The sequence below is a fragment of the Micromonospora sp. Mcm103 genome (assembly GCF_024519755.1).
GTDB classification, from domain to species: Bacteria; Actinomycetota; Actinomycetes; order Mycobacteriales; family Micromonosporaceae; genus Micromonospora; species Micromonospora aurantiaca.
In genome coordinates this window covers 67369-89256 of sequence record NZ_JALJRJ010000017.1, presented here as the reverse complement: position 1 = coordinate 89256, position 21888 = coordinate 67369, and the positions used below count along the sequence as shown (strand labels likewise).

General features: G+C 73.5%; 23 protein-coding genes. 11 read left to right on the top strand and 12 right to left on the bottom strand.

Translation table 11 applies throughout. The features are described 5' to 3' along the window. Nucleotides 1-73 precede the first annotated feature (73 nt). Entirely contained in the window at nt 74-1249 is a 1176-nt protein-coding gene (locus OC439_RS21015) for an endonuclease (protein WP_262014906.1), read from the bottom strand. 40 nt (nt 1250-1289) lie between these two features. Beyond that, a complete protein-coding gene (locus OC439_RS21010; RefSeq protein ID WP_262014905.1) occupies nt 1290-2267 on the bottom strand; it encodes a LysR substrate-binding domain-containing protein in 978 nt (325 codons plus the stop codon). A 38-nt stretch (nt 2268-2305) separates the two neighbouring features. Here OC439_RS21010 and OC439_RS21005 point away from each other — a divergent pair, with 38 nt between their 5' ends. Both OC439_RS21005 and OC439_RS21000 read left to right on the top strand, forming a co-directional pair. Further along, on the top strand, nt 2306-3187 hold the full coding sequence (locus OC439_RS21005; protein ID WP_262014904.1) for a serine hydrolase: 882 nt from the start codon (nt 2306-2308) through the stop codon (nt 3185-3187). A 140-nt stretch (nt 3188-3327) separates the two neighbouring features. Next, nucleotides 3328-4329 carry an MBL fold metallo-hydrolase gene (locus tag OC439_RS21000; protein WP_262014903.1) on the top strand — a complete coding sequence of 334 codons (1002 nt, stop codon included), beginning with the start codon at nt 3328-3330 and terminating at the stop codon, nt 4327-4329. Nucleotides 4330-4338: 9 nt separating this feature from the next. Here the strand turns inward: OC439_RS21000 and OC439_RS20995 are convergent, their stop codons facing one another. Genes OC439_RS20995 through OC439_RS20985 form a run of 3 tightly spaced genes read right to left on the bottom strand, consistent with a single transcriptional unit; the run spans nt 4339 to nt 7677 of the window. After that, the gene (locus tag OC439_RS20995; protein ID WP_262014984.1) at nt 4339-5094 is read right to left on the bottom strand and encodes an FkbM family methyltransferase; all 756 of its coding nucleotides are present in this window, start codon (nt 5092-5094) and stop codon (nt 4339-4341) included. A gap of 13 nt (nt 5095-5107) precedes the next feature. Then, nucleotides 5108-6865 carry a sulfatase gene (locus tag OC439_RS20990; RefSeq protein ID WP_262014902.1) on the bottom strand — a complete coding sequence of 586 codons (1758 nt, stop codon included), beginning with the start codon at nt 6863-6865 and terminating at the stop codon, nt 5108-5110. Further along, the gene (locus tag OC439_RS20985) at nt 6862-7677 is read right to left on the bottom strand and encodes a CDP-alcohol phosphatidyltransferase family protein (RefSeq protein ID WP_262014901.1); all 816 of its coding nucleotides are present in this window, start codon (nt 7675-7677) and stop codon (nt 6862-6864) included. The genes OC439_RS20990 and OC439_RS20985 overlap by 4 nt, the downstream gene beginning before the upstream one ends. 158 nt (nt 7678-7835) lie before the next feature. Here OC439_RS20985 and OC439_RS20980 point away from each other — a divergent pair, with 158 nt between their 5' ends. Together OC439_RS20980 and OC439_RS20975 are read left to right on the top strand one after the other, a co-directional pair. Further along, nucleotides 7836-8348 (top strand): ArsR/SmtB family transcription factor, encoded by a 513-nt coding sequence (locus OC439_RS20980; RefSeq protein ID WP_262014900.1) that lies wholly within the window; start codon nt 7836-7838, stop codon nt 8346-8348. A 32-nt stretch (nt 8349-8380) separates the two neighbouring features. Then, the gene (locus tag OC439_RS20975) at nt 8381-9475 is read left to right on the top strand and encodes a serine hydrolase domain-containing protein (RefSeq protein ID WP_262014899.1); all 1095 of its coding nucleotides are present in this window, start codon (nt 8381-8383) and stop codon (nt 9473-9475) included. Between the two features lie 13 nt (nt 9476-9488). Here OC439_RS20975 and OC439_RS20970 read toward each other — a convergent pair whose 3' ends face one another. The 4 genes from OC439_RS20970 to OC439_RS20955 form a co-directional block, all read right to left on the bottom strand. Next, nucleotides 9489-10910, bottom strand: a complete 1422-nt coding sequence (locus tag OC439_RS20970; protein ID WP_262014898.1) for an amino acid permease — start codon at nt 10908-10910, stop codon at nt 9489-9491. A gap of 116 nt (nt 10911-11026) precedes the next feature. Then, nucleotides 11027-11731 carry a hypothetical protein gene (locus tag OC439_RS20965; RefSeq protein ID WP_262014897.1) on the bottom strand — a complete coding sequence of 235 codons (705 nt, stop codon included), beginning with the start codon at nt 11729-11731 and terminating at the stop codon, nt 11027-11029. Nucleotides 11732-11733: 2 nt separating this feature from the next. Then, on the bottom strand, nt 11734-12519 hold the full coding sequence (locus OC439_RS20960) for an ABC transporter permease (RefSeq protein ID WP_262014896.1): 786 nt from the start codon (nt 12517-12519) through the stop codon (nt 11734-11736). Next, the gene (locus OC439_RS20955) at nt 12516-13415 is read right to left on the bottom strand and encodes an ABC transporter ATP-binding protein (protein ID WP_262014895.1); all 900 of its coding nucleotides are present in this window, start codon (nt 13413-13415) and stop codon (nt 12516-12518) included. The genes OC439_RS20960 and OC439_RS20955 overlap by 4 nt, the downstream gene beginning before the upstream one ends. Nucleotides 13416-13547: 132 nt before the next feature. On the opposite strand from OC439_RS20955, the gene OC439_RS20950 reads away from it, so the two are divergent. The 3 genes from OC439_RS20950 to OC439_RS20940 all read left to right on the top strand — a co-directional run bounded on the left by OC439_RS20950 (nt 13548) and on the right by OC439_RS20940 (nt 16248). Next, complete coding sequence (locus OC439_RS20950; RefSeq protein WP_262014894.1) at nt 13548-14786, top strand: sensor histidine kinase; 1239 nt, start codon at nt 13548-13550, stop codon at nt 14784-14786. Then, nucleotides 14759-15454 (top strand): response regulator, encoded by a 696-nt coding sequence (locus OC439_RS20945; protein ID WP_402810340.1) that lies wholly within the window; start codon nt 14759-14761, stop codon nt 15452-15454. Before OC439_RS20950 ends, OC439_RS20945 begins: the two co-directional genes overlap by 28 nt. 227 nt (nt 15455-15681) lie before the next feature. Beyond that, on the top strand, nt 15682-16248 hold the full coding sequence (locus OC439_RS20940) for a hypothetical protein (protein ID WP_262014892.1): 567 nt from the start codon (nt 15682-15684) through the stop codon (nt 16246-16248). Nucleotides 16249-16434: 186 nt separating this feature from the next. Here the strand turns inward: OC439_RS20940 and OC439_RS20935 are convergent, their stop codons facing one another. Then, nucleotides 16435-17214, bottom strand: coding sequence for a D-Ala-D-Ala carboxypeptidase family metallohydrolase (locus OC439_RS20935; RefSeq protein ID WP_262014891.1), 780 nt, complete (start codon nt 17212-17214; stop codon nt 16435-16437). Between the two features lie 257 nt (nt 17215-17471). On the opposite strand from OC439_RS20935, the gene OC439_RS20930 reads away from it, so the two are divergent. After that, on the top strand, nt 17472-18113 hold the full coding sequence (locus tag OC439_RS20930; RefSeq protein WP_262014890.1) for a DUF6642 family protein: 642 nt from the start codon (nt 17472-17474) through the stop codon (nt 18111-18113). A 31-nt stretch (nt 18114-18144) separates the two neighbouring features. Beyond that, nucleotides 18145-18609 carry a PPOX class F420-dependent oxidoreductase gene (locus OC439_RS20925; RefSeq protein WP_262014889.1) on the top strand — a complete coding sequence of 155 codons (465 nt, stop codon included), beginning with the start codon at nt 18145-18147 and terminating at the stop codon, nt 18607-18609. Nucleotides 18610-18640: 31 nt separating this feature from the next. On the opposite strand, the gene OC439_RS20920 is transcribed toward OC439_RS20925, so the two are convergent. Further along, on the bottom strand, nt 18641-19282 hold the full coding sequence (locus tag OC439_RS20920; protein WP_262014888.1) for an NAD(P)-dependent oxidoreductase: 642 nt from the start codon (nt 19280-19282) through the stop codon (nt 18641-18643). 55 nt (nt 19283-19337) lie between these two features. Continuing rightward, the gene (locus OC439_RS20915) at nt 19338-20570 is read right to left on the bottom strand and encodes a serine hydrolase domain-containing protein (protein ID WP_262014887.1); all 1233 of its coding nucleotides are present in this window, start codon (nt 20568-20570) and stop codon (nt 19338-19340) included. Nucleotides 20571-20626: 56 nt separating this feature from the next. On the opposite strand from OC439_RS20915, the gene OC439_RS20910 reads away from it, so the two are divergent. Both OC439_RS20910 and OC439_RS20905 read left to right on the top strand, forming a co-directional pair. Further along, nucleotides 20627-21220 (top strand): pentapeptide repeat-containing protein, encoded by a 594-nt coding sequence (locus OC439_RS20910; RefSeq protein WP_262014886.1) that lies wholly within the window; start codon nt 20627-20629, stop codon nt 21218-21220. 54 nt (nt 21221-21274) lie between these two features. After that, a complete protein-coding gene (locus OC439_RS20905) occupies nt 21275-21727 on the top strand; it encodes a pyridoxamine 5'-phosphate oxidase family protein (RefSeq protein ID WP_262014885.1) in 453 nt (150 codons plus the stop codon). Nucleotides 21728-21888 lie beyond the last annotated feature (161 nt).

Sequence of the window (21888 nt, the reverse complement as noted above, 5' to 3'; positions counted from 1 at the left end):
TGCCGACCGCCCCGGCCGTGCCAACCGGATGTCTCTACCCGCTCGCCACGCTTCCTCACATCGGGGACGAGCGTCAACCCCAGATCGACCGCGCCCACTCGGGGTGGTCGACGAACGGGTTGCGGTTGCCCTGCCAGCGCTCGTAGATGCGCTGGTTGCGGCGCTTCTCGAAGGCGTCCGGCGGATCCTGGTCGTTCCAGGCCAGCAGCTTCGACAGCCGCCCGAGGCGGGGCGCGGAGCCGTTGGAGACCGAGTCGTTCGGTTCCAGGTCCGGCCAGCCGTCGTCGCCCTCGTACCGGATCGCCATGTAGAGGATCATGCGGGCCACGTCGCCCTTCACCGCGTCGCGCGGCTCGAACGAGTCGGCGTCGGTGTAGCAGCCGGGCGCCTCGGCCACCGTTCCGCCGCCCGAGTCGAAGTCCTTGTTGCCGCGCGACGAGTTGACGGACACGTCCTCCGGGCGCAGGTGGTGCACGTCCGTGCCGGGACCGGTGGCGGTGCCGAAGTCGCCGTGCGACTTGGCCCAGACGTGCTCCCGGTTCCAGTCGTTCGCGCCGCCGCCGTTGCTCGTCTTGCTCTGCGACCGTCCGCTGTAGAGCAGGACCACGTTCGCCGGGTTGGCCGGATCCTGGTCGGTGTCCTTGAGTGCGTCCCACACCTGGTCGTAGCTGAGTTTCGTCTGCACCCTGATGATGCCGTGCAGCGCGGTGCGCAGCGCCGGCCCGGTCTTGCCGGCCGCGCTCGCGTAGTACGCGTCCGGCCCGGCGGTGCCGGTCGGGCCCGGGGTCGGCGTGGGACTCGGCGTGGCGCCGCCGCCGAGGCTCATGGCGGTCGGGGTCTTCAGCCCGCCGTGACTGAAGTACGCGGTGAGCGTGCCGGTGGCGGTCACCTGCCGTCCCCGCAGCGACGGGTTGGTGAGCAGCCCGAAGGTGCTCCGCCAGGCGGCCGTCACCTGCACGTACAGCATCCGGGCGGTGCCGGTCTCGCCGGCCTGGTCGGCGATCGCGATCGCCGTGTCGGCGGTGAAGCCCGAGGTGAGCACCGTGGTGGTGGCGGTGGGCTGGCCGATGACGTAGCCGGTGACGGTGGCCGTCCGGCCGTCCTGGGCGGCGAGCGCCTGCGCCACCGTCAGTGTGGTCGCGGCCGACGCGGCGCCGGTCACGCCGAGCGGGAACGCGACCGCGACGGCGAGCACCACCGCCGCGATCAGCCGCCCGGGTCGCGAGCGGGTGACGCACTTGATATTCATGATCAGCGATGTTAGTCGGATCGGGGTGAACTGCGGGAGGTCAGCGGGCCAACTTCTCGTCCCGGCCGGCCTCGAACAGCACCGGCCACGGCCGGGCCGCCGGGGCGAGGAGCGCCGGCCCGCCCGGTTCGTCGGGCGCGGCGAGCGTCTCGGTGGCGAGGTGGCCGAACATCGGCGCGGCCGGGTGCGCCGCACGGATCGGCCAGGCCGCGGAGATCCGCCGGACCAGCGGCGTGCCGGTGATCGGTCGCCAGGCGACACGTGGTTCCCGGCGGGCCAGCGCGGCGGGCTCGACGGCGACCGCGCCGCCGGCGAGGAGCAGACCGAACAGGAACTCCGGGTTGCGCGCGGGGCGGACCCGGGTCGGGGCGAAACCGTGCTGCCGGCACACGGTCAGCAGGTGCTCGTGCCAGCCCGGTGCGGTGGCCGGTGGCGCGGTGACCAGGTCCATGCCGGCCAGATCGGCGAGCGCGATCTCCCGCGGCCGGGCCAGCGGCGAGGCCCGGGGCAGCAGCACACCCACAGGTACGTCCACCGGCTCACCGAAGCGCAGCCCGGCCCCGTCGACCGGATGGTGCAGCAGGCCGACGTCCAGCCGCCCGTCCGCGAGCATCCGGTGCTGCTCGGCGCTCGTCAGCTCGTGCAGGTCGAGGGCGAGCCCGGGCGCGCGGGCCGCGAGCGCGTCGAGCAGCGCGCGCAACGTCACGGCCGGGGTCTCCGGGGGTACGCCGGCGCGCAGCACCCCGAGCGCGCCCCGGCGGACCCGGTCGGCGAGGTGACGCAGCCGGCGTTCACCGGCCAGCAGCTCGTCGGCCTCGCCGAGCAGCAGCTGGCCGGCGGTGGTGAGGCCGACCTGGCGCTGTGACCTGTCGAACAGGGTGACGCCCAGCTCCCGCTCCAACCGCTGGATCGACTGGCTCAGCGGCGGCTGTGCCATGCCCAGCGTCTCGGCGGCCCGGCCGAAGTGCAGTTCCCGGGCGACCACCACGAAATGCCGCAGGTGCCGCAGCAGGTCCATCCGCGAACCCTAGCGTCGCCGCTGGTTACCGTGTCGGCGTGGATGTGGCGGAACGGGTCGGGGAGATCTTCGGGCGGGCCGGGGTGCGGGGTTGCCTGCACGTCGTGGACGTGGACGACCCGGCCGGCGGTGAGGTGGCGCTGCGCGCCGACGAGCAGATCGTCATCGCCTCCGTCTTCAAGATCATGGTGGTGCTGGAGTTCGCCCGGCAGGCGGCCGCCGGCCAGCTCGACCCGACCGAACGGGTGCTCGTCGGTGCCGCCGACCGGCTCGGCGGCTGGGGTGTGGCCGGCTGCGCCGACGACGTGGAGGTCTCCCTGCGCGACCTCGCGTACCTGGCCATGTCGGTGAGTGACAACACGGCGGCCGACCTGCTCCTGCGGCGGGTCGGGGCGGACGTGCTGCCGATGCTGGCCGCGGAGCTGGACCTGCCGCGCACCCGGATCGTCGGCGGCCCCCGGCAACTCGTCGAGACGATGCTCTCCGACGTGGGCGCACGCACCGAGGCGGACTTCGCGCGGATCTTCCCCACCCTGTCGCCCGAACGGGTCCGCGCGATGCGGGTCTTCGACCCCGAGCACACCAGCTCCAGCACCGCCCGGGAGCTGACCCGGCTGCTCCGTCTGGTGTGGCGGGACGAGGCCGGCCCGGCGCCCGCGTGCGCCATGGTCCGGGAGCTGATGGCACGGCAGCTCTTCTGGACCCGGCTGGCCGCCGGTTTCCCACCCGGGGTCCGGGTCGCCGGGAAGACCGGCACCCTGCCGGGACTGCACCTCGAAGCGGGCGTCGCGGAGTACCCCGACGGCCGCAGGTACGCGATAGCGGTGGCGGTACGCACGCAACGGCTGGCCGCCCGCCGGATCGACGTGGACCTGGCGATGGGGGAGGCGGCCCGGACCGCCGTCGATTCGTTGCGTTGATCCGGGCCGGGCCACCGGCCTGGCCTGCGGTGATATCGGTCCGGATATCGGTCGTTACGCTCGTCGATCTTGGACATCGGCGCCGGCGGGGTGGTGGTCTGGGCCTACCGATCACCGATCCCGAACGGGGAGGACGACACATGCCCGAGAACCAGCCGTCCGGCTACGCCCGCCGTCGACTGCTACGCGACACCGCGGTCGGCGCCGCCGCCGTCACCACCGCCGGACTCGTCGCCGGCGCCCCGGCCCGCGCCGCCGGGCCGAGCCCCGTCGCCGCGCCGAGCCGCGCCGCCGGCGGTACGCGACGCGGCGGCGCGGTGAGCTTCCGCTGGTGGGGGACCTCCGGCTGGCGGATCGACATGGGGGACCGGACGGTGCTCGTCGACCCGTACCTGAGCCGGTACGACACCGGGCTGTTCCGGAAGCCGTTCAACCCCGACACCCGGCTGACAGTGGCCGCCGACGTGGTGGACCGGCTCGCCGACCGGGCGGAGAACGTCTTCGTCACCCACACCCACTGGGACCACTTCAACGACGTGCCGCACATCGCCGCCCGGACCGGTGCCCGGGTCTTCGGCACGCTCACCGCGTACCACCTCGGCCTGGCGTACGGGCTGCCGACCGGGCAACTGGCCCCGGTCAAGGGCGGCGAGGTGCTCGACTTCGACGGGTACACGGTGGAGGTGGTCGGCTCGCTGCACAGCCGGAATCCCACCTGGTCGATGGCCTTCCCCGGGGTACGGGTCACCCGGCCGCCGCGTCCGGAGACGATCGCCGACCTGCCCGAGGGCGACACGCTGGCGTACCAGATCCGGATCGACGGCGGCCCGTCCGTGTTCTTCATGGGCGCCAGCGACTTCGACGAGCGCAAGCTGAGCGGACTCGCCCCGGACGTGGCGATGGTCGCCTCCGCCGCCACCACGGCGACCGCCGACTACGTGCCCCGGCTGATGGCCGCGCTGGACCGCCCGAAGGTCGTGGTGCCGGTGCACTGGGACAACTTCGAGACGCCGCTCACCAACCCGCCGACGGTCGCCGACAGCGACCGGGAACGCCTCGACGCCCTCGTCGCCGAGGTGCGCCGGGTCTCGCCGCGCAGCCGCGTGCTGGTGCCGGAGTACCACACCCGGTACCGATTCTGACGGCGTCGCTCAGGAGGCCGCCAGCCGGGCGTAGACGTCGCCGGAGCGACCGGCCGGGCGGTACGTCTCCAGCAGGCGTACCAGCCCGGCCGCGTCCAGCCACCGGTCACCGGCGAACCGCATGGTCTCCACCGGCGAGTAGTTGTAGCGGTAGCCGCCCGCCTTCGCGCCCAGCCGTTCCACCAGATCCAGCGCAGCCAGCGCGGAGTCGTGCGCGGGCGGCAGGTACTCGAACGACAGCCCGCGCACCGGACGGCTCAGCCCGGCCAGCACGTCGACCTCGAAGCCCTCGACGTCGACCTTGCAGAACGCCGGTACGCCGTGCCGCTCGATCAGGTCGTCCAGCGTCACCACCGGCACCTCGACCGACCGGTCCCAGCGGACCCCGGCGAAGCTCGGATCGGCGGTGACCGACTCGATCCACGACGACGACATGGTGGACACCGTCGGCGTCGCGCTGGACAGCTCCAGGCGTGCGCTCCCGGACCGGGCGCCGACAGCCGTCGGCTCGATCGTCACGCCGGCGTCCCGCCCGAAGCCCAGGCGCAGCACCCGCAGGCAGTCCGGCTGCGGCTCCACCGCGACCACCCGCGCGCCCAGCCGCCGCCAGGTACGCACCCGGCCGCCGACGTGGGCGCCGATGTCGAACCCGAGGTCGCCGGGGGCGAGGAACTGCCCGTAGAGCTGCCGGGCACGCCGGTGCTTGGCCGGTTGACCGTGGTAGACGGCCAGGGAACGGGTGATCCCCCAGGCCCGAGCGAGCATCGTCACGACATCCCTAACTGTGAGTGGTGGACTTCGGTCCGAACGCGTTCAGGAACCGGTCGCGGAACGACTCCATCGGCCAGACCGGGGCCTGCGGGTCGGGGTTGAGGCCGTCCTGCCAGCCCCACCCCGCGATGCGGTCGAGCACTGCCGGGTCCTTGGCGACGACGGTGATCGGCACGTCCTTGCCGGCACCCTCGCCGGTGACCGCCCGGGCCGGCTGGTGGTCGCCGAGGAACACGAGCACCAGGTTCTCGTCACCGTAGCGCTGCACGTAGGAGATGAGCGTGCGCAGCGTGTAGACCACCGACTGCCGGTACGCCTCCCGGGTGCCCTCCGCCGAGCGGTCGGCGCGCGCGGTCCCCTGGTAGACCGAGCCGTCGCCGACGTCGTCCCAGTCCACGAGCGGCGGCACCGGCGTCCACGGGATGTGGCTGGACAGCAACGGGATCTCGGCCATCACCGGCGCGTGGCCGGGGCCGCGCTCGCGGCGCTGGAACGTCGACAGCGTGTACTGGTCCGGCGGTGAGGAGAAGCTGAACAGCGGCCCCCGGTAGCCGAGTTCCTTCATGCCGTACACCTGGTCGGGGGAGAAGAAGTCGGCCTCCGGCCAGGCCCGGGTGAGCGCCGGCATGACCAGCGTGGTCCGCCAGCCGGCACGCTTGAACGCGCCGTTGAGGGTCAGGTGGTCGCTGCGTACCAGGTTGGTGTAGCGCAACTGGTTGTCCGCCCGGATGCCGCTCATCAGGGTGGCGTGCGCGAGCCAGCTCCCGCCGCCGGTGGTGGACGAGGTGAGGAAGGCGCTGCGGCTGCCGTATCCGGCGGCGCGCAACTGCCGGGTGCCCTCGTCCAGGACGGCGTCCACCTCCGGCGCGAGGTCCGGGTCCTCCAGCGCGACCCGGCCGTAGCTCTCCACGAAGGTGAACAGCACGTCCTTGCCGCGCAGCGCGGTCAGCAACTCGTCGCCCGGCACGTTCTGGAACGGGTCGCCGGCGAGCTGCGTGTTCAGCGTCTCCTGGTCGTTGAGGCCCGCCCGTACCTGCCGGGCCCGGTCGTAGAGACCGGCCGCCACCGTGTCGGCGGCGACCGGGACGCCCGGCACGATCTGCGCGCCGAGCACGGCGCAGACCACCCAGGCGGCGGCGAACGCGGTGGTCGCGCGCGCGGAGACCACCCGGTGGCCGGCCACCACCCGGGCCAGCCGCCGCGCCGACAGCGTCACCAGCAGCGGTACGGCGAGAACGGCGACCACTGCCAGCGCCACCGCACCCACCTCGGCGGCCCGGCCGTACGACTCGGACAGGAACTCCGCGCCCGCACCGAGGAACGTCCAGTCGGCGATCAGGTCGAAGGGGCGGTCCAGGACCAGCGAGAACCCGAGGTCGGTGACCTTGAGGACGAGGACCAGACCGAGCAGCGCGCCGAGGATCGTGGCCACCACCCGGCGCGGACGTGGCGGCAGGACCAGCAGCAGGGCGACGCCGATCAGCCCCTCCACCGGGATGCGCAGGAACGCGCCCGGGCTGAACTCGTTGACGTCGCTCGGCGCGACGAGTGCCACCAGCACGAGCGCGGCGGCCAGCGCGGTGGCCGTAGCGGCGAGCACCCGCCGGGTACGCCGGCGGCCGGCCTGCCGGGCGTCGGCTGCATCGGCGTCCGGGGCGCCGCCGTCCTCGCGTGTGTCGGTGTCCGGAGTGGTGCGGTCCGGGACCCGGTCGCCCTCGGTCGTGGTGCCGGCGTCGTCGTCCGCCGCGCGGGACAGGTCGGTCACCGGTGCCGACCGCCGACCTCGGCGGGCTGCCGGGCGATCCGCGCGCCCGGCGTCCACTCGGGCCGGTGACCCGCCGGTGCGGGGGAGACCGGCGCGGCCGGGAGCGCGCGCGGCGCCGGCCGTACGCGGTGCCGCCACAGCCAGGCGACGTCACGGCCGAACGACTCGACGAGCATCGCGAGCGCGCCGAGAAGCACCGCGACTGCGAGCAGCCGGGGCAGGACGCCCGCCGCCACCACCGCCAGCGCGATGCCCTGCGTGGCGGCCACCACCTTGCGCCAGTAGCGCGGCGGCAGTGAGCCGCGCATCCACGGCAGCACCCAGCCGGCGGCGACGAAGACGTACCGCATCGCGCCGATCACCAGCACCCAGGCGCCCACCTGGTCGGCGACGTATCCGCAGAGGACCAGGACGAGGAAGGAGTCGACCTCCATGTCGAACCGGGCGCCCAGCGCGCTCACCGTGCCGGTACGGCGGGCCACCTGCCCGTCGACCCAGTCGAGGGACAGCGCCACGGCGCTCAGCACGACGAGCACCGGCACCACGATCGGCTCGCGGAACGAGTCGACTGTCAGCGCGGCCACGCCACCGGCGAGCGTCGCCCGGGTCAGCGTCACCCAGTCGGCCGGGCCGAGCCGGTCCGCGCCCGAGCGGCGCAGCCCGTATCCGAGCGCCGCGACCGTCACCACCCCGAAGAGCAGACCGGCAAGCCAGCCGTACGCGCTCAGGCCGACCGTGCCGGCCAGGGCCGCGAGTACGCCGACCTGGAGAATCGCCCCCGCGAATGGATCAGTTCGAAGTGCGGACACCATGCCTCCGAGGTAGACGTCACGAACCACACGTGTGTACGGAGAACATGCCCGAACAGTTCGTTCTGATGCCGGAAACGCGCCAGCGGAAGTAGTGACGCCGGCAGCTCCGCACGTTTGTTTGTTTGCACGTAAGTACGTACTTCCGTATCGTCGCTGTCGTGGCAAGCGTGGAGGAACGGCTCGCGGCCCTGGAGGCCCAGGTGGCCCGGCTCGTCGGCGAGCGGGACGCGGGAGCCGGCGCGGCGACCGGCGAGGTCACGCCGGCCGACGCCCTCTGGGCGCTCGGCGGCCTGAAACAGCGGATTCCCGCCGACGGCACCGGGGCGGTGCTCTACACCGGCACCGTCCGCACCGGGGACCGGCACTACGACTGGCAGTACGGCTCCACAGTCGACGACCTGCTCGACGACGACTGGCCCGCTCTGGCCGGCACGCTTACGGCGCTGGCGCATCCGGTGCGGCTGCGGCTGCTGCGGGAGATCCTCGGCGGGCGGCACGGCACCGCCGAACTGGCCGACCTCGACGGGATCGGCACCACCGGTCAGCTCCATCATCACCTGCGGCAACTCGCCGCCGCCGGCTGGCTGCGCAGCGGTGCCCGCGGGCGCTACGACATCCCGCCCGAGCGGGTGGTGCCGCTGCTGGCCATCCTCACCGCAGCCCGCCGCTGATCCGGACTTCCACCCCGACGGAAGGCAGCACCATGCGTACCCCGATCGTTCTCGCCGTCGCCGCCGGCCTCGCCGCCACGGCCGTGGCCGCCGTCCGGAAGCCCCGGCCACCGCGCCTGGGCCCGCAGCAGACAGGCGACGCGGACCTGGCCGCGACGGTCCGGGCCCCCGTCGACGGCACCGAAGGGCTGCGCGGCCTCGCGGTCGCCGTGATCGAGGGCGACCGGGTCCGCGTCGCGGGACTCGGCGAACGGGCGCGCGGCGGGCCGGCCGTCGAACCGGGCACTCCCTTCGAGATCGGCTCGATCGCCAAGCCGCTCACCGGGATGCTCCTGGCCCGGCAGGTGGCGGCCGGTGCGGTCGACCCCGACGACCGGCTGGCCGCCGTCCTGCCCGGCGTGACCGGTCCGGCCGGCGGCGTCACGCTCGCCGAACTCGCCAGTCACCGGGCCGGGCTGCCCCGGCTGGCACTCGACTCCACGGGTGCGACGATCCGCATGTGGTGGGCGGCGTCCACGGCCGGAAACGCGTACGCCGGCTACGACGTGGACCGGATCGTCGCCGTCGCCGCGAACACCGAGCCGGGCGGAGACCGCGGCACCGTCTCCTACTCGAACTTCGGCGCGGCGCTGCTCGGCCAGGCGCTGGCGGCCCGGGCCGGCGTCGGCTACCCGGAACTGCTGCGCCGGGACGTGCTGGGGCCGCTGGGCATGACCGCCACGCTGGCCGCCACCGAGGCCGGGCACCTGCCGGCCGGGCGGGCCGAGGGCGCCACCGCCGCCGGCCGCGCCGCCGACCCGTGGCTGGGTGCGGGCTACGCCCCGGCCGGCGTCGGAATCTGGTCCACGGCGGAGGACCTGGCCCGGCTCACCGCCGCGATGCTCGCCGGCACCGCCCCCGGCGCCGACGCCGCCATGCCCCGCTTCGACGCCGGGGACGACGGCCGGATCGGGTACGGCTGGTTCACCAGCCGGCACGGCGACCGGGAGGTCGTCTGGCACAACGGCGGCACCAGCGGCTTCCGGGCCTTCCTGGGCTTCGACCGGGCGGCCGGCCGAGGTGTGGTGGTGCTCGGCAACACCACACGCGACGTGGACCCGATCGGCCTGCGACTGCTCGACGTCTGAGGTGACGCGGCGGTCAGCGGGCCCGGTCGGCGGTGTCCTCGTCGCGCCGGGCCAGCGCCGAACGGCGGTAGCCGTACAGCGCGTAGACGAGCGCGCCGAGCAGGAACCAGACGCCGAACCGCAGCCACGTCACCGGGTCGAGGAACGTGATCAGCCAGATCGAGAACACCACGCCGATCGCCGGCACCACGGGCATGCCGGGGAGCCGGAACGTGCGCGGCGCGCCCGGGCGGCGGTAGCGCAGCACGATCACCGCCACGCACACCACCACGAAGGCGAGCAGGATGCCGATGTTCGTCAGCTCGGCGGCCTGCCGGATCGGCAGGAAACCGGCGATCAGCGCCGAGCCCACACCGACGATCCAGGTGACCCGGGTCGGCACCCGGCGTACCGGGTGCACCTTGGCGAACCAGCCGGGCAGCAGCCCGTCCCGGCTCATCGAGAACCACACCCGGGTCACGCCGAGCATGAACGTGAACATCACGGTGAGGATGCCGATGATCGCCCCGACCGCGATCACGCTGGCCAGCCCGGAGAGCCCGACCGAGGCGAACGCGGAGGAGAAGCCGCTCTCCGGGTCGATGTCCCGGTAGTTCTGCATGCCGGTGAGCACCAGCGTGGCCAGCACGTACAGCACCATCGAGACGACCAGTGACCAGATGATCGCCTTCGGCATGTGCCGGCGGGCGTCGCGCGACTCCTCGGCGGCGGTGCTCATCGCGTCGTACCCGAAGACGGCGAAGAAGACGGTGGCCGCGCCGGTGATCGCGCCGCCGACGCCGAACGGGAAGAACGGCGAGTAGTTGGCGGTCTTCACGTGGAAGAAACCGACCACGATCACCAGCAGCACCACAGCGACCTTGAGCCCGACCACCAACGTCTCGAACCGGGCTGCGGCCTTGATGCCCCGGGTCAGCAGGAACGCGATGAGCAGGCAGAGCACCACCGCGAACAGGTCGACCCGGTGCCCGTCGCCGGTGCCGGGCGCGCCGAGCATCCAGGCCGGCAGATCCGCGCCCAGCTCGTTGACGAGGAAGCCGAAGTAACCGGAGATGCCGATGGCGACCACGGCGACGATCGCCGTGTACTCCAGCAGCAGGTCCCAGCCGATGAACCAGCCGACCGCCTCACCGAGCACCGCGTACCCGTAGGTGTAGGCCGATCCGGCCTTCGGGATCATGCCGGCGAACTCCGCGTACGACAGCGCGGCGGCCGCGCTGGCCAGACCGGCGATCAGGAACGACACCAGCACGGCCGGGCCGGCGGTCTCGTTCGCCACCGCCCCGGCCAGCGCGAAGATGCCCGCGCCGATGATGCCGCCGACCCCGATCGCGGTGAGCTGCCACAACCCCAGTTCGCGGGAGAGGCCCGCGTCGGTCTCGTCGGCGATCTGCTCGACCGGCTTGCGCCGGAAGATGCCCTGTCCCACGGCCATGCCGGTCCCTCCCGTCGCACCGACGTACTCCGGCGGGGCCGCCGCCGTCCGGCGAGCCGCACCCGCATGGACGAACGTAGATGCTCGGCGCGAAGATCGCAGCGCGACGGCGGCGGTCAGCCCGGCGGCGGGCCGGCCACCAGCCGCCAGTACTGCCGTTTGCCCTCGTCGCGGACCACGACGCCGAGCCGGGCCAGCTCCCCGTGCAGCTCCCGGGTCTCGGCGTCGTGGCTGCCGTCGAGCGCCCGCTGCCGGGCGCGCAGCAGGGCGTCCGCGCCGGGCGGCAGGCCGGGCAGCCCTTCCACCCACCGCCGGTACGCGTCCCGGTGCGGGTCCTGCCCGGTCCACGGCCAGCCCTGTCTGGTGAACGCCTCCCGCAGCCGCTCGGCGTCCAGGTCGGACTTCTCCCGGGCCAGCTCGCCACCGGCGGTGTCCAGCAGCACCAGCGCCTTGCCGTCGACGAACACCCCCGCCACGTCGGCGCGGGCCAGGTCCCGGCCGTGCCCGTCGCGGTGCAGCCGTACCGTCCGGTGCCCGACCGTGACGGTCAGCCGTTCGCGGACCGCCACCACCGCCAGGAACAGGCCGCCGAGCAGGCCCACCCCGGCCCCGATCGGGTACGACCGCTCGTCCGGCCACCGGGCGAGCAGCTCGAACAGGCCCTGGAACGGGAACCAGGCCAGCCCGGCGATCCAGCCGGACAGCGCGGTCAGCCCGGCGCCCAGACCCGCCCCGAGCAGCGGGAATCCCGCCCACATCAGCACCAGCTCGCCGCGTCCGCCGTCGACCACGACGTCCTCGCCGGGTTGCCAGGCGGCCACTGTCAGGACACCTCCCGGCGCATCGTGCGAACCAGACCGGCGACCAGCGGCAGGAGCACCCAGACGGCGAGCGATACGCCGAGCCGGCCCCACTGCCCGCCGGTCATCTCGGCGCCGAGCAGCGGCTCCATCGTGTACGAGGTGTCCAGCCAGCGAGCCGGCTCACGCAGCGCCGAGATCATCGCGGCGAGCAGGCTCCACACGGTGGGCAGCAGCAGGTAGGTGACGATCGCCAGCGGCGTGTTCAGCAGCAGCAGGCCGAAGGCGGCGCCCATCAGCACGCTCGCCACCTGGAACACGGCCGCGTGCGGCAGCAGTTGCCAGTCGAACGTCCAGGTGCCCGCCCCGCCGGTGGCGCGGGCGGCGAGCGTGCCGACGGCGGCGACGGCCAAGCTGACCAGCACCGAGGCGAGCGCGGCGAGCACCACCGCGGCGAGTTTGGCGACGATCACCCGTTCACGGCGGGGCACCAGCGCGAACGTGGTGAGCGCGCTGCGCTGCGACCACTCGCCGGTGATGGAGAGGATGCCGAGCACCGGCAGCAGCAGCCCGACCGGCAGCAGCGACGGGGTGAAGAAGGCGGTGAACGTCTGGTCCGGCGCGTCGACGACGAACAGCTGCACCACCACGATCGCGGCCGCGATCAGCCCGATCGTGATCAGCAGCCAGCGTCCGGCCCGGGTGTCGGCGAGCTTGCGCAGCTCGACGGCGGTCAGCCGGGCCAGCGTCGGTCCGGCGACGGCGGCCTCGGGACGCGGCGGCGCGGGGGTACGGGTGGCGGTGGTCATCGGACGGCCTCCTTGGTCGACGCGCCGGCGGTGAGGGTGAGGAAGAGTTGTTCCAGGCCGCCGCTGCCGGCCGGGCGCAGCTCGGTGAGGACCAGTCCGGCGTCCGCCGCGGCCTGGCCGACCTCGCCCGGCTCGGCCCGGACCACGAAGCCGCCGTCGGTGCCGGCGGTGGCGGGCAGCGCGGCCCGGTCCAGCGTCAGTCGTAGGGCGTGCGCGTCACGGGCCCGCACGAGGGTGCCGGCGCCGGCGAGCAGCTCGTCCTTGCCGCCCTGGGCGACCACCCGGCCGCCGCCGATCACCACCAGCCGGTCGGCCACCGCCTCCACCTCGCGCAGCAGGTGCGAGGAGAGCAGCACCGTGCCGCCCCGGTCGGCGAAGTCGCGCAGCAGGCCGCGCATCCAGAAGATCCCCTCCGGGTCGAGGCCGTTGGCCGGCTCGTCCAGGATCAGGACCCGGGGGTCGCCCAGCAGCGCCAGCGCCAGGCCGAGCCGCTGCCGCATGCCCAGGGAGTACGCGCCGACGCGGCGCCGGGCCGCGGTGTCGTTCAGGCCGACCTGGTCGAGTGCCGTCGCCACCCGTCCCCGGTCCACGCCCATGGTCCGGGCGGCGAGCGTGAGCGTCTCCCGGCCGGTCCGCCCGGCGTGCTGCGCCGAGGCGTCGAGCAGCACGCCGATCTCCCGCCCCGGGTTGGGTAGCTGCCGGTAGGGGCGGCCACCGACTGTGGCGCCGCCCGAGGTGGGCGGCGTCATCCCGCAGATCATCCGCATCGTGGTGGACTTCCCGGCGCCGTTCGGCCCGAGGAAACCGGTCACCGAACCCGGTTCGCACCGGAACGTGACGTCCTCGACGGCGGTGTGCGGGCCGTACCGCTTGGTGAGCTGGTCGACTTCGATCATGCCGTCGAGCCTGCCGGGGCCACCCGGTCACGCGCTGCGGCCGGCGGTCTGCGCCGCCGTCGACCTCGGTTCACCGCAGGCGTCGACTTTGGTAGCTGGTAGCCGGGCCGGAGGGCTTCCTAGCATGGACGGGTGACCAGCGCCGCCGTACCCGATCATCCCTGGCTCCTGCCGGGCTCCCTGGTGCCCGCCCGAGCCGCCCGGCGGACACCGCGGGACTGGTTCGTGGACGGCATGCTGTTCGTGGCCTCGCTGCTCTGGGTGCTGATCGCGCACGGCGACGTCACCAGCGCCACTCCGGAGTTCGGCCTCAACGCCGGTCCGACCTGGCTGGAGGAGGTCGACCTGCTCATCGGCCTGCTCGTCAGCGGCGCGCTCTGGCTGCGCCGCCGCTGGCCGGTCGGGCTGGCGGTGGCCACCGCGCCGCTCATGTTCTTCTCGGTCACCTCCGGTGTCGCGTTGCTGATCATCATGTTCACCGTCCTGGTCCACCGGCCGCTGCCGGTGGGCCTGGGGCTGGTGGCCTGGCAACTGTTGAGCCTGCCGGTCTACCTCGCGGTCCGGCCCGACCCGACGCTGCCGGTCTGGGCCTCCGCCGTGTGGACCGGGCTGTTCATCTGCGTGGTGGTGGCGTGGGCGCTGTTCGTCCGGGCCCGCCGCCAGCTCGTGCTGTCCCTGCGGGACCGGGCCGAGCGGGCCGAGGCCGAGCAGCAACTCCGGCTCGACCAGGCCCGGCAGCTCGAACGCGGCCGGATCGCCCGGGAGATGCACGACGTGCTCGCCCACCGGATCTCCCTGCTCAGCCTGCACGCGGGCGCGCTGGAGTTCCGGCCGGACGCGCCACCGGAGGAGGTGGCGCGGGCGGCCGGGGTGATCCGGGCCAGCGCGCACGCCGCGCTCCAGGACCTGCGCGAGGTGATCGGCGTGCTGCGGGCCGAGGTCGGCTCCGAGGCCACGCCGGAACGGCCGCAGCCCACGCTGGCCGACGTGCCCGCGCTGGTCGCCGAGAGCCGCGACGCCGGGGTACGGGTCGCCGTGGTCGACGAGGTGATCGAGCCGGAGGCGGTGCCCGCGGCGATCGGGCGCAGCGCGTACCGGATCGTGCAGGAGGGGCTGACGAACGCCCGCAAGCACGCGCCCGGCGCGGTGGTGACGGTCCGGCTCGCCGGGGGCCCGGGGGACGGGCTTGCGGTGGAGATCGTCAATCCGTGGCCCGTCGGTGCGCCCGCCACCGCTATCCCGGGTGCCGGCACCGGGCTGGTCGGGATCGCCGAGCGGGTCACGCTCGCCGGTGGCCGCCTCGAACACGGACGGGACGCCGACGGCGGGTTCCGGCTGACCGCCTGGCTGCCCTGGGCGGCGACCCAGTGAGCGCGCCGGTGCGGGTGCTCATCGTCGACGACGACCCGCTGGTGCGCGGCGCGCTGTCGATGATCCTCGGCGGGGTGCCCGACCTGGCGGTGGTCGGCGAGGCCGCCGACGGCGCCGAGGTGCCCGACGCCGTCGCCGCGCACGCCCCGGACGTGGTGCTGATGGACATCCGCATGCCCCGGGTCGACGGGCTGGCCGCCACCGAGGCGCTGCGTGCCACCGCCGAGCCGCCCGAGGTGCTGGTGCTCACCACGTTCGACGCCGACGAGCAGGTGCTGCGGGCGCTGCGCGCCGGGGCGAGCGGCTTCCTGCTCAAAGACACCCCGCCGGCCGAGATCGTGGCGGCGGTACGCCGGGTCGCGGCGGGGGAGGCGACGCTGTCCCCGGCGGTGACCCGCAAGCTCATCGCGCACGTCACCGGCACCGCGCCGGTGGCGAGCCCGGACCCGAAACGGGAGCGGGCGGTACGGCTGCTCGACGGCCTCTCCGAGCGGGAGCGGGAGGTCGCCGTGCTGCTCGGCCGGGGCCGCACCAACGCGGAGATCTCCGCCGAGCTGTTCATGAGCGTGGCGACGGTGAAGGCGTATGTGTCGCGGCTGCTGACGAAGCTCGACCTCAACAACCGCGTGCAGGTGGCCCTGCTGGTCCAGGACGCCGGCCTGGTCTGACGCGCAGAAGCGCTCATTCGTGATAGTTCCAAGAATGAGAGTGTCGCCTCTGACGCATGCGTCTCCTGCCGACCGACAAGGCGGTCGACGGTGTCACGGCGATCGGGCCGGCCGAACTGCTCGCCGCGTGGCGGGATTGAACTGCTGCCGTTTCCCGGCCGTACCAGTGGTCGAGGATGTGGTGCGGCCGTTCCGCCGTACCGCTGCCGAGCTGCGGGAGGCCTGCCGTGCGAGTTGGTGAGCAGTCGACGGATCCCATCGACCAGATCCTGGGCGAGGTGCCGGTACCGGCGCCGTTGACCCCCGAGGACGTCCGCCTCGCGGTCCGGGCGGTGGTGGTGCACGCCGCCGAGGAGTGGCCCGCGGGGCCGAAGTGCCGCAACGACGGGTCGTCGTTCCCGTGCCGGTTGCACCGCTGGGGCCGGCGGGTGCTGGAGACACACGGTCTCAACGACCGTCAGATCGACGCGCTGATCCGGCACGGCAACCCGTTCGTGCACGTGCCCTTCCCGTTCGTGCTGACCGGGCCGTCCGGCGCCCGTCCGGCCCCGGGGCAGGTGGCCCGCCCGGCCGGACAGGTGACGCGGCCGGGCGTACCCGGTCAGGCCGGCCGGCCCGTGCCGGGGCAGCAGGCCCGGGCGGTGCCGGGGCAGGTCGCCCGTCCCGCCGCCGCGGCTCAGGCGGCGCGCGGTCCGGTCCCGCGGGTCGCCGCGCCACCGGTCCGGCCCGGTCTGCGGCCCGTCGCCGCCCGGTCGGCTCCCACCGCCCGGCCCCGCTGGCCCCGGGCGAGCTGACTCCCGCCGCCCGGTTCCGGGCGGACCGCCTGCCTCCGGGCCACCGGCCCGGGGTGAGCTGACGCCCGGCGCCCGGTTCCGGTCGCGTCGACGCCCCGTCGCGGAGCGGCGTCGCTCGTGCCGGAGCATGCCGACGGCGGCCCGGCCGGGGAGCCCCCACCCCCGTGCCGGGCCGCCGTCACCGCCTCACTTGACTCCGCAGTCCGGGGCGGACCAGTCCCTGGTGTTCGCCACCTTGTCCCGGTTGTTCTCCCGCCGCGAGTCCACGTGCGTGTGGTCGTCGTGGTCCGGGTAGCCGGGCCCGTAGATGCCACTGAAACCCTGGTCACGGGCGGATCGGGCGATGTCGCAGAGGCTGCGGTGCTTGGCGATCAGGTCGGCCGCGGTGCCGTAGAGGTGCTGGCTGTCCGCGGCGCCGCCGACCTGCCGGTTGCAGGCGATGCTGCGGAACCCGCTGGTCACGTAGAGCGGCTTGTCGCCGAGGCTGCGCCGCAGCGCCTCCAGCTTCCACATGGTGCGCAGCGCGTTCTCCCGGGTGGCCGACGAGGAGAGCGGGCCACCGGCCCACCCGCCCTTGCCGCAGCCGTTGTCCAGCTCGGCGTAGCTGAAGTGCTTCGGCGTGCAGTCGCTGTCCTTCTGCAGTTCGTAGATCTTGGCGAACGTCCGCGGCCCGGCCACGCCGTCGGCGCGCAGACCGTACGCGGCCTGGAAGCGCTTGACCGCGGCGGCCGTCTCCGGGCCGTACACGCCGTCGACCCGGACGACACCGCCGTACCCGGCCCAGCCGGCCACCCGGATCTGGAGCTGCCGGACCTCGGCGCCGGAGCTTCCCTGGGACAGCGTCCGGTTCCACGTGTAGCAGCCGTCGGCGTGCGCCGGTGGCGCGGCCACGACTGTCGCCACGGCGGCCCCGGGCAGGGCCAGCGCGAACGCGACCGCCGCCCGCTTCAGGGTGTTGACGCGCACAGAGTCCTCCCGATGTCAGAGCGGAACTGGGGTTGGACGGGCACATCGACCGGTACGTCCCGTCTCTCTCACCGTGACAGGTGAGAGGATTCTTCGTGGTGATTAGCCGAAATTGTTCTCACATCAGGCGGTTCCTGGATATCGGCTGTGAATAGTGCCTGTTTGCGAACGCGCCGCCGGGTGTCGCCCGTCGGAGGTGAGCGGTAACGTCTGCTCCCGGACCCGGGCGGCGACCTCGACGGGCGGGGAGGTGGGCGTTGGCGCGTGGCGGCGTGTTCTGCGTCGAGGGGCAGTGGCACCGCGACCTCAACGAACGAGGATCCGTCCTGCCCACGCTCGACCTGCTCGAACGACTCGGCCGCATCCGCTACATCCACAAGGACGCGGCCACCCGCGACGAGCTGTTCTACTTCGTCGACAGGTGGCTGCTCAAGCAGTACGCGGACCATCGGGTGGGCTTCTTCGCCATGCACGGCGAGCCGAGCCGGCTCTGCCTCACCGACTGGGACTCGGTCGCGCTGTCGGACGTGGCCGAGCGGATGGCCGGCCGCTGCGAGGGCCGCCGTCTCTACTTCGGCAGCTGCTCGGTGCTGCGCGCCTCCGACGCCACGCTGCGCGAGTTCCTCGACGTCACCGGCGCGGCGCTGATCTGCGGCTTCACCCGCGAGGTCGACTGGGTCGAGTCGGCCGCCTTCGAGACGGTGCTGCTCGACGTGCTCGCCAACGGCCAGCGCCACAACGCCGCCGAGGTGCGGATGCGCTCGGCGCACTGGGCACCGCTCGCCGCGTACCTCGGTTTCCGGGTCATCTACGCCAACGGCCGCGCCTGGCGGCCCTCGGCCCGCGCGCGCGTGCCCGAGCAGGTCACCGCGCAGCGGGCGGCCGGGCGTCCGCGCTGAGAACGACGACCATGCCTGGTAGAACCGAGGCATGGCACGCAGCATCGCGAAGAACACCCGGGTCGACCGGGACGCCCTGATCGAGTTCATCCGCCCCCGCCACCACGTCGTGCTCATGACCACCCGCTCCGACGGGCGACCGCAGTCCTCCCCGGTGGCCTGCGGGGTGGACGCCGAGGGCCGGCTGGTGATCTCCACCTATCCCGAGCGTGCCAAGGTCGCCAACGTCCGCCGCGATCCGCGCGTCTCCGCGTGCGTGCTCTCCGACGACTGGGACGGCCCGTGGGTCCAGGTCGACGGCGTGGCCGAGGTGCTCGACCTGCCCGAGGCGCTGGAACCGCTGGTCGAGTACTTCCGCAGCATCTCCGGAGAGCACCCGGACTGGGACGAGTACCGGTCGGCGATGGTCGCGCAGGGAAAGTCGCTGATCCGCGTCACGATCGAGTCCTGGGGCCCGATCGCCACCGGCGGCTTCCCGGCCCGGCTGGCTGGCTGAACCAGTACGCGCCGGATCAGTACGCGCCGGATCAGTACGCGACGGTGAACCGGGCGTTGCCGAACCGCTGATTCTCGATCTCGTCGACGATCGCCACCGCCAGATCCTCGTACGTGAGCACCGAACGGCCCTGCGCGTCGGTCACCGGATGGTCGGTGCCGGTGCGGTAGTGCCCGGTCCGCTCACCCGGGTGGAACTCCAGCGGCGGCGGCGAGACGTACGTCCAGGTCACACCGTCCGCGCTGGTGCGATAGAACTCCAGCGCGTCGGCCTGGCCGTGCGCCGAGTCCCGGTACTCCTCCGGGAAGTCCGGCTCGTCCAGGTAACGGGTGCCCTTCGGCGTGAGCAGCGTCGAGCCGCCGCCGACGTGGATCACCCGCGGTGGGTCCGGCAACTCACGCAACGTGTCGACCAGCGTCCGCGCGGCGTCGCGCCACAACTCCCGCTCGCCGCCGCCGATGGCCACCACCAGCACGTCCGCATCCTCGGCCAATTCGCGTACGCTGCGCGCCGAGGTGGCGTCGCCGGTCACCGTGCGTACGCCTGGGGGTAGGTAGCCGACCGCCTCCGGACGCCGCACCGCCGCTGTCACCCGGTGCCCCCGCTCGGCCGCCTCGGCCGCGATCCGCGAGCCCGCCGTCCCGCCGGCGCCGAACACGACGATGTCGCTCATGCCTCACAGGCTAGGCAGCCCACCGGCGGGCGGCGGGAAGTTCCGCAGAACCGGCTCAGTCGACGATCGCCGAGTAGACGAGCTGGCGCAGCTGGCTGCGCAGCGGGTACGTGCTCGACGGCATCAGCTGGGTGAACAGCAGCGCGGTGACCTCCTCCACCGGGTCCACCCAGAACGCGGTACTGGCCAGGCCGCCCCAGTAGAACTCGCCGACGCTGCTCGGCACCCGCGACGGCACCGGGTCCAGCACCACCGCGAAGCCCAGCCCGAAGCCGATCCCGTCGAGGATCGTCTCGGCGAAGCCTTCCGGCGAGAACGAGGCCAGGTCCCGGTTGCCCGGCAGATGGTTGCGGGTCATGAAACGCACCGTGCGCGGGCCCAGCAGGCGGACCCCGTCCAGCTCGCCGCCGCGCAGCAGGAACTGGGTGAACCGGTGGTAGTCGGCCGCCGTGGAGACCAGCCCCCCGCCGCCGGAGTGCCAGGTCGGCTCCGCCAGCGCGGCCCGGCCCACCCCGTCGGCGCGTACCGCCTGGCCGGTGGCCGGGTGCGGGGCGTAGAGCGCGGCCAGGCGCTTGGCGTCCGCCGCGTCCACCCACCAGCGGGTGTCGGTCATGCCCAGCGGGCCCAGGATCCGCTCGGCGAAGAACGCGTCCAGCGACTGCCCGGAGATCACCTCGACCAGGCGGCCCAGCACGTCGGTGGAGACGCCGTAGTTCCAGCTCGTGCCCGGCTGGAACAGCAGCGGCAGCCGGGCCAGTCCGGCCGAGGCCGCCGCCAGGTCCGCGCCCGCCGGCACACCCAGGTCGAAGCCCGCCGCCCGGTACAGGCCGTCGACCACCGAGACCTGGGCGAAGCCGTACGTCAGGCCGGCGGTGTGGGTGAGCAGGTGCCAGATCCGGATCGGCTCGACCGCCGGCACGGTGTACGGCTTGAGCACCGAACCCCGGTCGTAGACGCGTACGTCGGCGAACTCCGGCAGCCAGCGGCTCACCGGGTCGTTCAGCTCGAACCGGCCCTCCTCCCAGAGCATCATCGCGGCGACCGAGGTGATCGGCTTGGTCATCGAGTAGATGCGCCAGAGCGTGTCCGGCTCGACCGGCGTACCGGCCTCCCGGTCCCGCAGCCCGTACGTCGAGGAGTGGGCGACCTCGCCGCGGCGGGTGACGACGATCTGCCAGCCGGCGAGCCGGCCGTCGTCGACGTACCGGGCGAAGTGATCGTCGATCCGCGCCAGCCGGGCGGGATCGAAGCCGACGTGGCCGGGGTCGGTGCTCACCGTGACACTCACGACGCGAAACCTACCCGCAGGTACCGCGGCCGGAAAGTGTCACTAGGGTCGGTGGCATGCCCGAGCCGGTCGAGGACGTCACCTACCGCCAGCAGGACTGGTACGCCGAGGAGCTGGCCGACCGGCACTTCGTGCGATGCGAGTTCTTCCACGTCGACCTGACCGAGGCGGTCAGCCGGGGCGCGGTCTTCACCGACTGCGTGTTCGGCAACGTGGCGTTCAACGCCTCCCGGCACACCGACTCGGCGTTCACCAGGTGCTCGTTCACCAAGTGCAACCTCTTCGAGGCCGAGTTCACCGGCTGCAAGCTGGTCGGCAGCACGTTCGACCGCTGCGACCTGCGCCCGCTGCGGGTCGACCGGGGCGACTGGTCCTTCGTCACGCTCGCCGGCGCCGACCTGCGCGGGGCGCGGATCACCGACGTACGGATGCGGGAGGTCGACCTGAGCGGCGCCGACCTGACCGGCGCGACGCTGACCGGCGTGGACCTCTCCGGCGCCCAGTTGCACGCCGCCAAGCTGATCCGGGCCGACCTGCGCGGCAGCGACCTGTCCGCGCTCGACCCGACGGCGGTGCAGCGTTCCGGTGCCCGGATCGACGCCGAGCAGGCGGTGATGCTGGCCCAGGCGCTCGGTTTCCAGGTGGGCTGAGTCCGCCGGGAAATGTGCCGCGGGTTGTCAGGTTTTCCGGACACACTCGGGCACATGACATGGTGGTCCGATCTGGTGGCGGCGGAGCCCGAGTTCGCGGCGCGGGTACGCGCCCGCTTCGCGGTCCGCAAGCACGGCACGATGGCGACACTGCGCCGGGACGGCTCGCCGCGGATCAGCGGCACCGAGTTCGACTTCGGTGACGACGGGCAGCTGCGGCTGGGCAGCATGGCCGGCGCGGTCAAGGCGCTCGACCTGCGCCGCGATCCCCGGGTGGCGCTGCACAGCCCGACCGAGGACGCCCCGCCGGACGACCCGTCCACCTGGGACGGGGACGCGAAGATCGCCGGCCGGGCGCACGAGGAGCCGCCCGCCGAGGACGGCTCGCACAGCTTCCGGATCGAGCTGACCGAGGTGGTGCTCACCCGGGTCGGCGACCCACCCGACCACCTCGTGATCGAGAGCTGGCACCCCACCCGAGGCATCCAACACCGAACCCGCCGCTGACCCCCGCCCGCGGTCGCTGACACGCGTCGATCATGAACTTAGCGGCACTGGATGCCCGTTCTGCGGCCGCCAACTTCATGATCGACCCGACGGTCGAGGGTGGTCGGCGGGCGGCGGGCGTGGGAATTGCGAGGGGCTGACGCCTTCTGCAAGATCGCGTT

Coding starts and splice junctions, on each gene's coding strand:
- OC439_RS20925 (WP_262014889.1), top strand. CDS start 18,145: ATGGCACGCAGCATCGCGAAGAACACCCGGGTCGACCGGGACGCCCTG.
- OC439_RS20975 (WP_262014899.1), top strand. CDS start 8,381: ATGCGTACCCCGATCGTTCTCGCCGTCGCCGCCGGCCTCGCCGCCACG.
- OC439_RS20920 (WP_262014888.1), bottom strand. CDS start 19,282: ATGAGCGACATCGTCGTGTTCGGCGCCGGCGGGACGGCGGGCTCGCGG.
- OC439_RS21000 (WP_262014903.1), top strand. CDS start 3,328: ATGCCCGAGAACCAGCCGTCCGGCTACGCCCGCCGTCGACTGCTACGC.
- OC439_RS20970 (WP_262014898.1), bottom strand. CDS start 10,910: ATGGCCGTGGGACAGGGCATCTTCCGGCGCAAGCCGGTCGAGCAGATC.
- OC439_RS20905 (WP_262014885.1), top strand. CDS start 21,275: ATGACATGGTGGTCCGATCTGGTGGCGGCGGAGCCCGAGTTCGCGGCG.
- OC439_RS21010 (WP_262014905.1), bottom strand. CDS start 2,267: ATGGACCTGCTGCGGCACCTGCGGCATTTCGTGGTGGTCGCCCGGGAA.
- OC439_RS20995 (WP_262014984.1), bottom strand. CDS start 5,094: ATGCTCGCTCGGGCCTGGGGGATCACCCGTTCCCTGGCCGTCTACCAC.
- OC439_RS20985 (WP_262014901.1), bottom strand. CDS start 7,677: ATGGTGTCCGCACTTCGAACTGATCCATTCGCGGGGGCGATTCTCCAG.
- OC439_RS20910 (WP_262014886.1), top strand. CDS start 20,627: ATGCCCGAGCCGGTCGAGGACGTCACCTACCGCCAGCAGGACTGGTAC.
- OC439_RS20960 (WP_262014896.1), bottom strand. CDS start 12,519: ATGACCACCGCCACCCGTACCCCCGCGCCGCCGCGTCCCGAGGCCGCC.
- OC439_RS21015 (WP_262014906.1), bottom strand. CDS start 1,249: ATGAATATCAAGTGCGTCACCCGCTCGCGACCCGGGCGGCTGATCGCG.
- OC439_RS20955 (WP_262014895.1), bottom strand. CDS start 13,415: ATGATCGAAGTCGACCAGCTCACCAAGCGGTACGGCCCGCACACCGCC.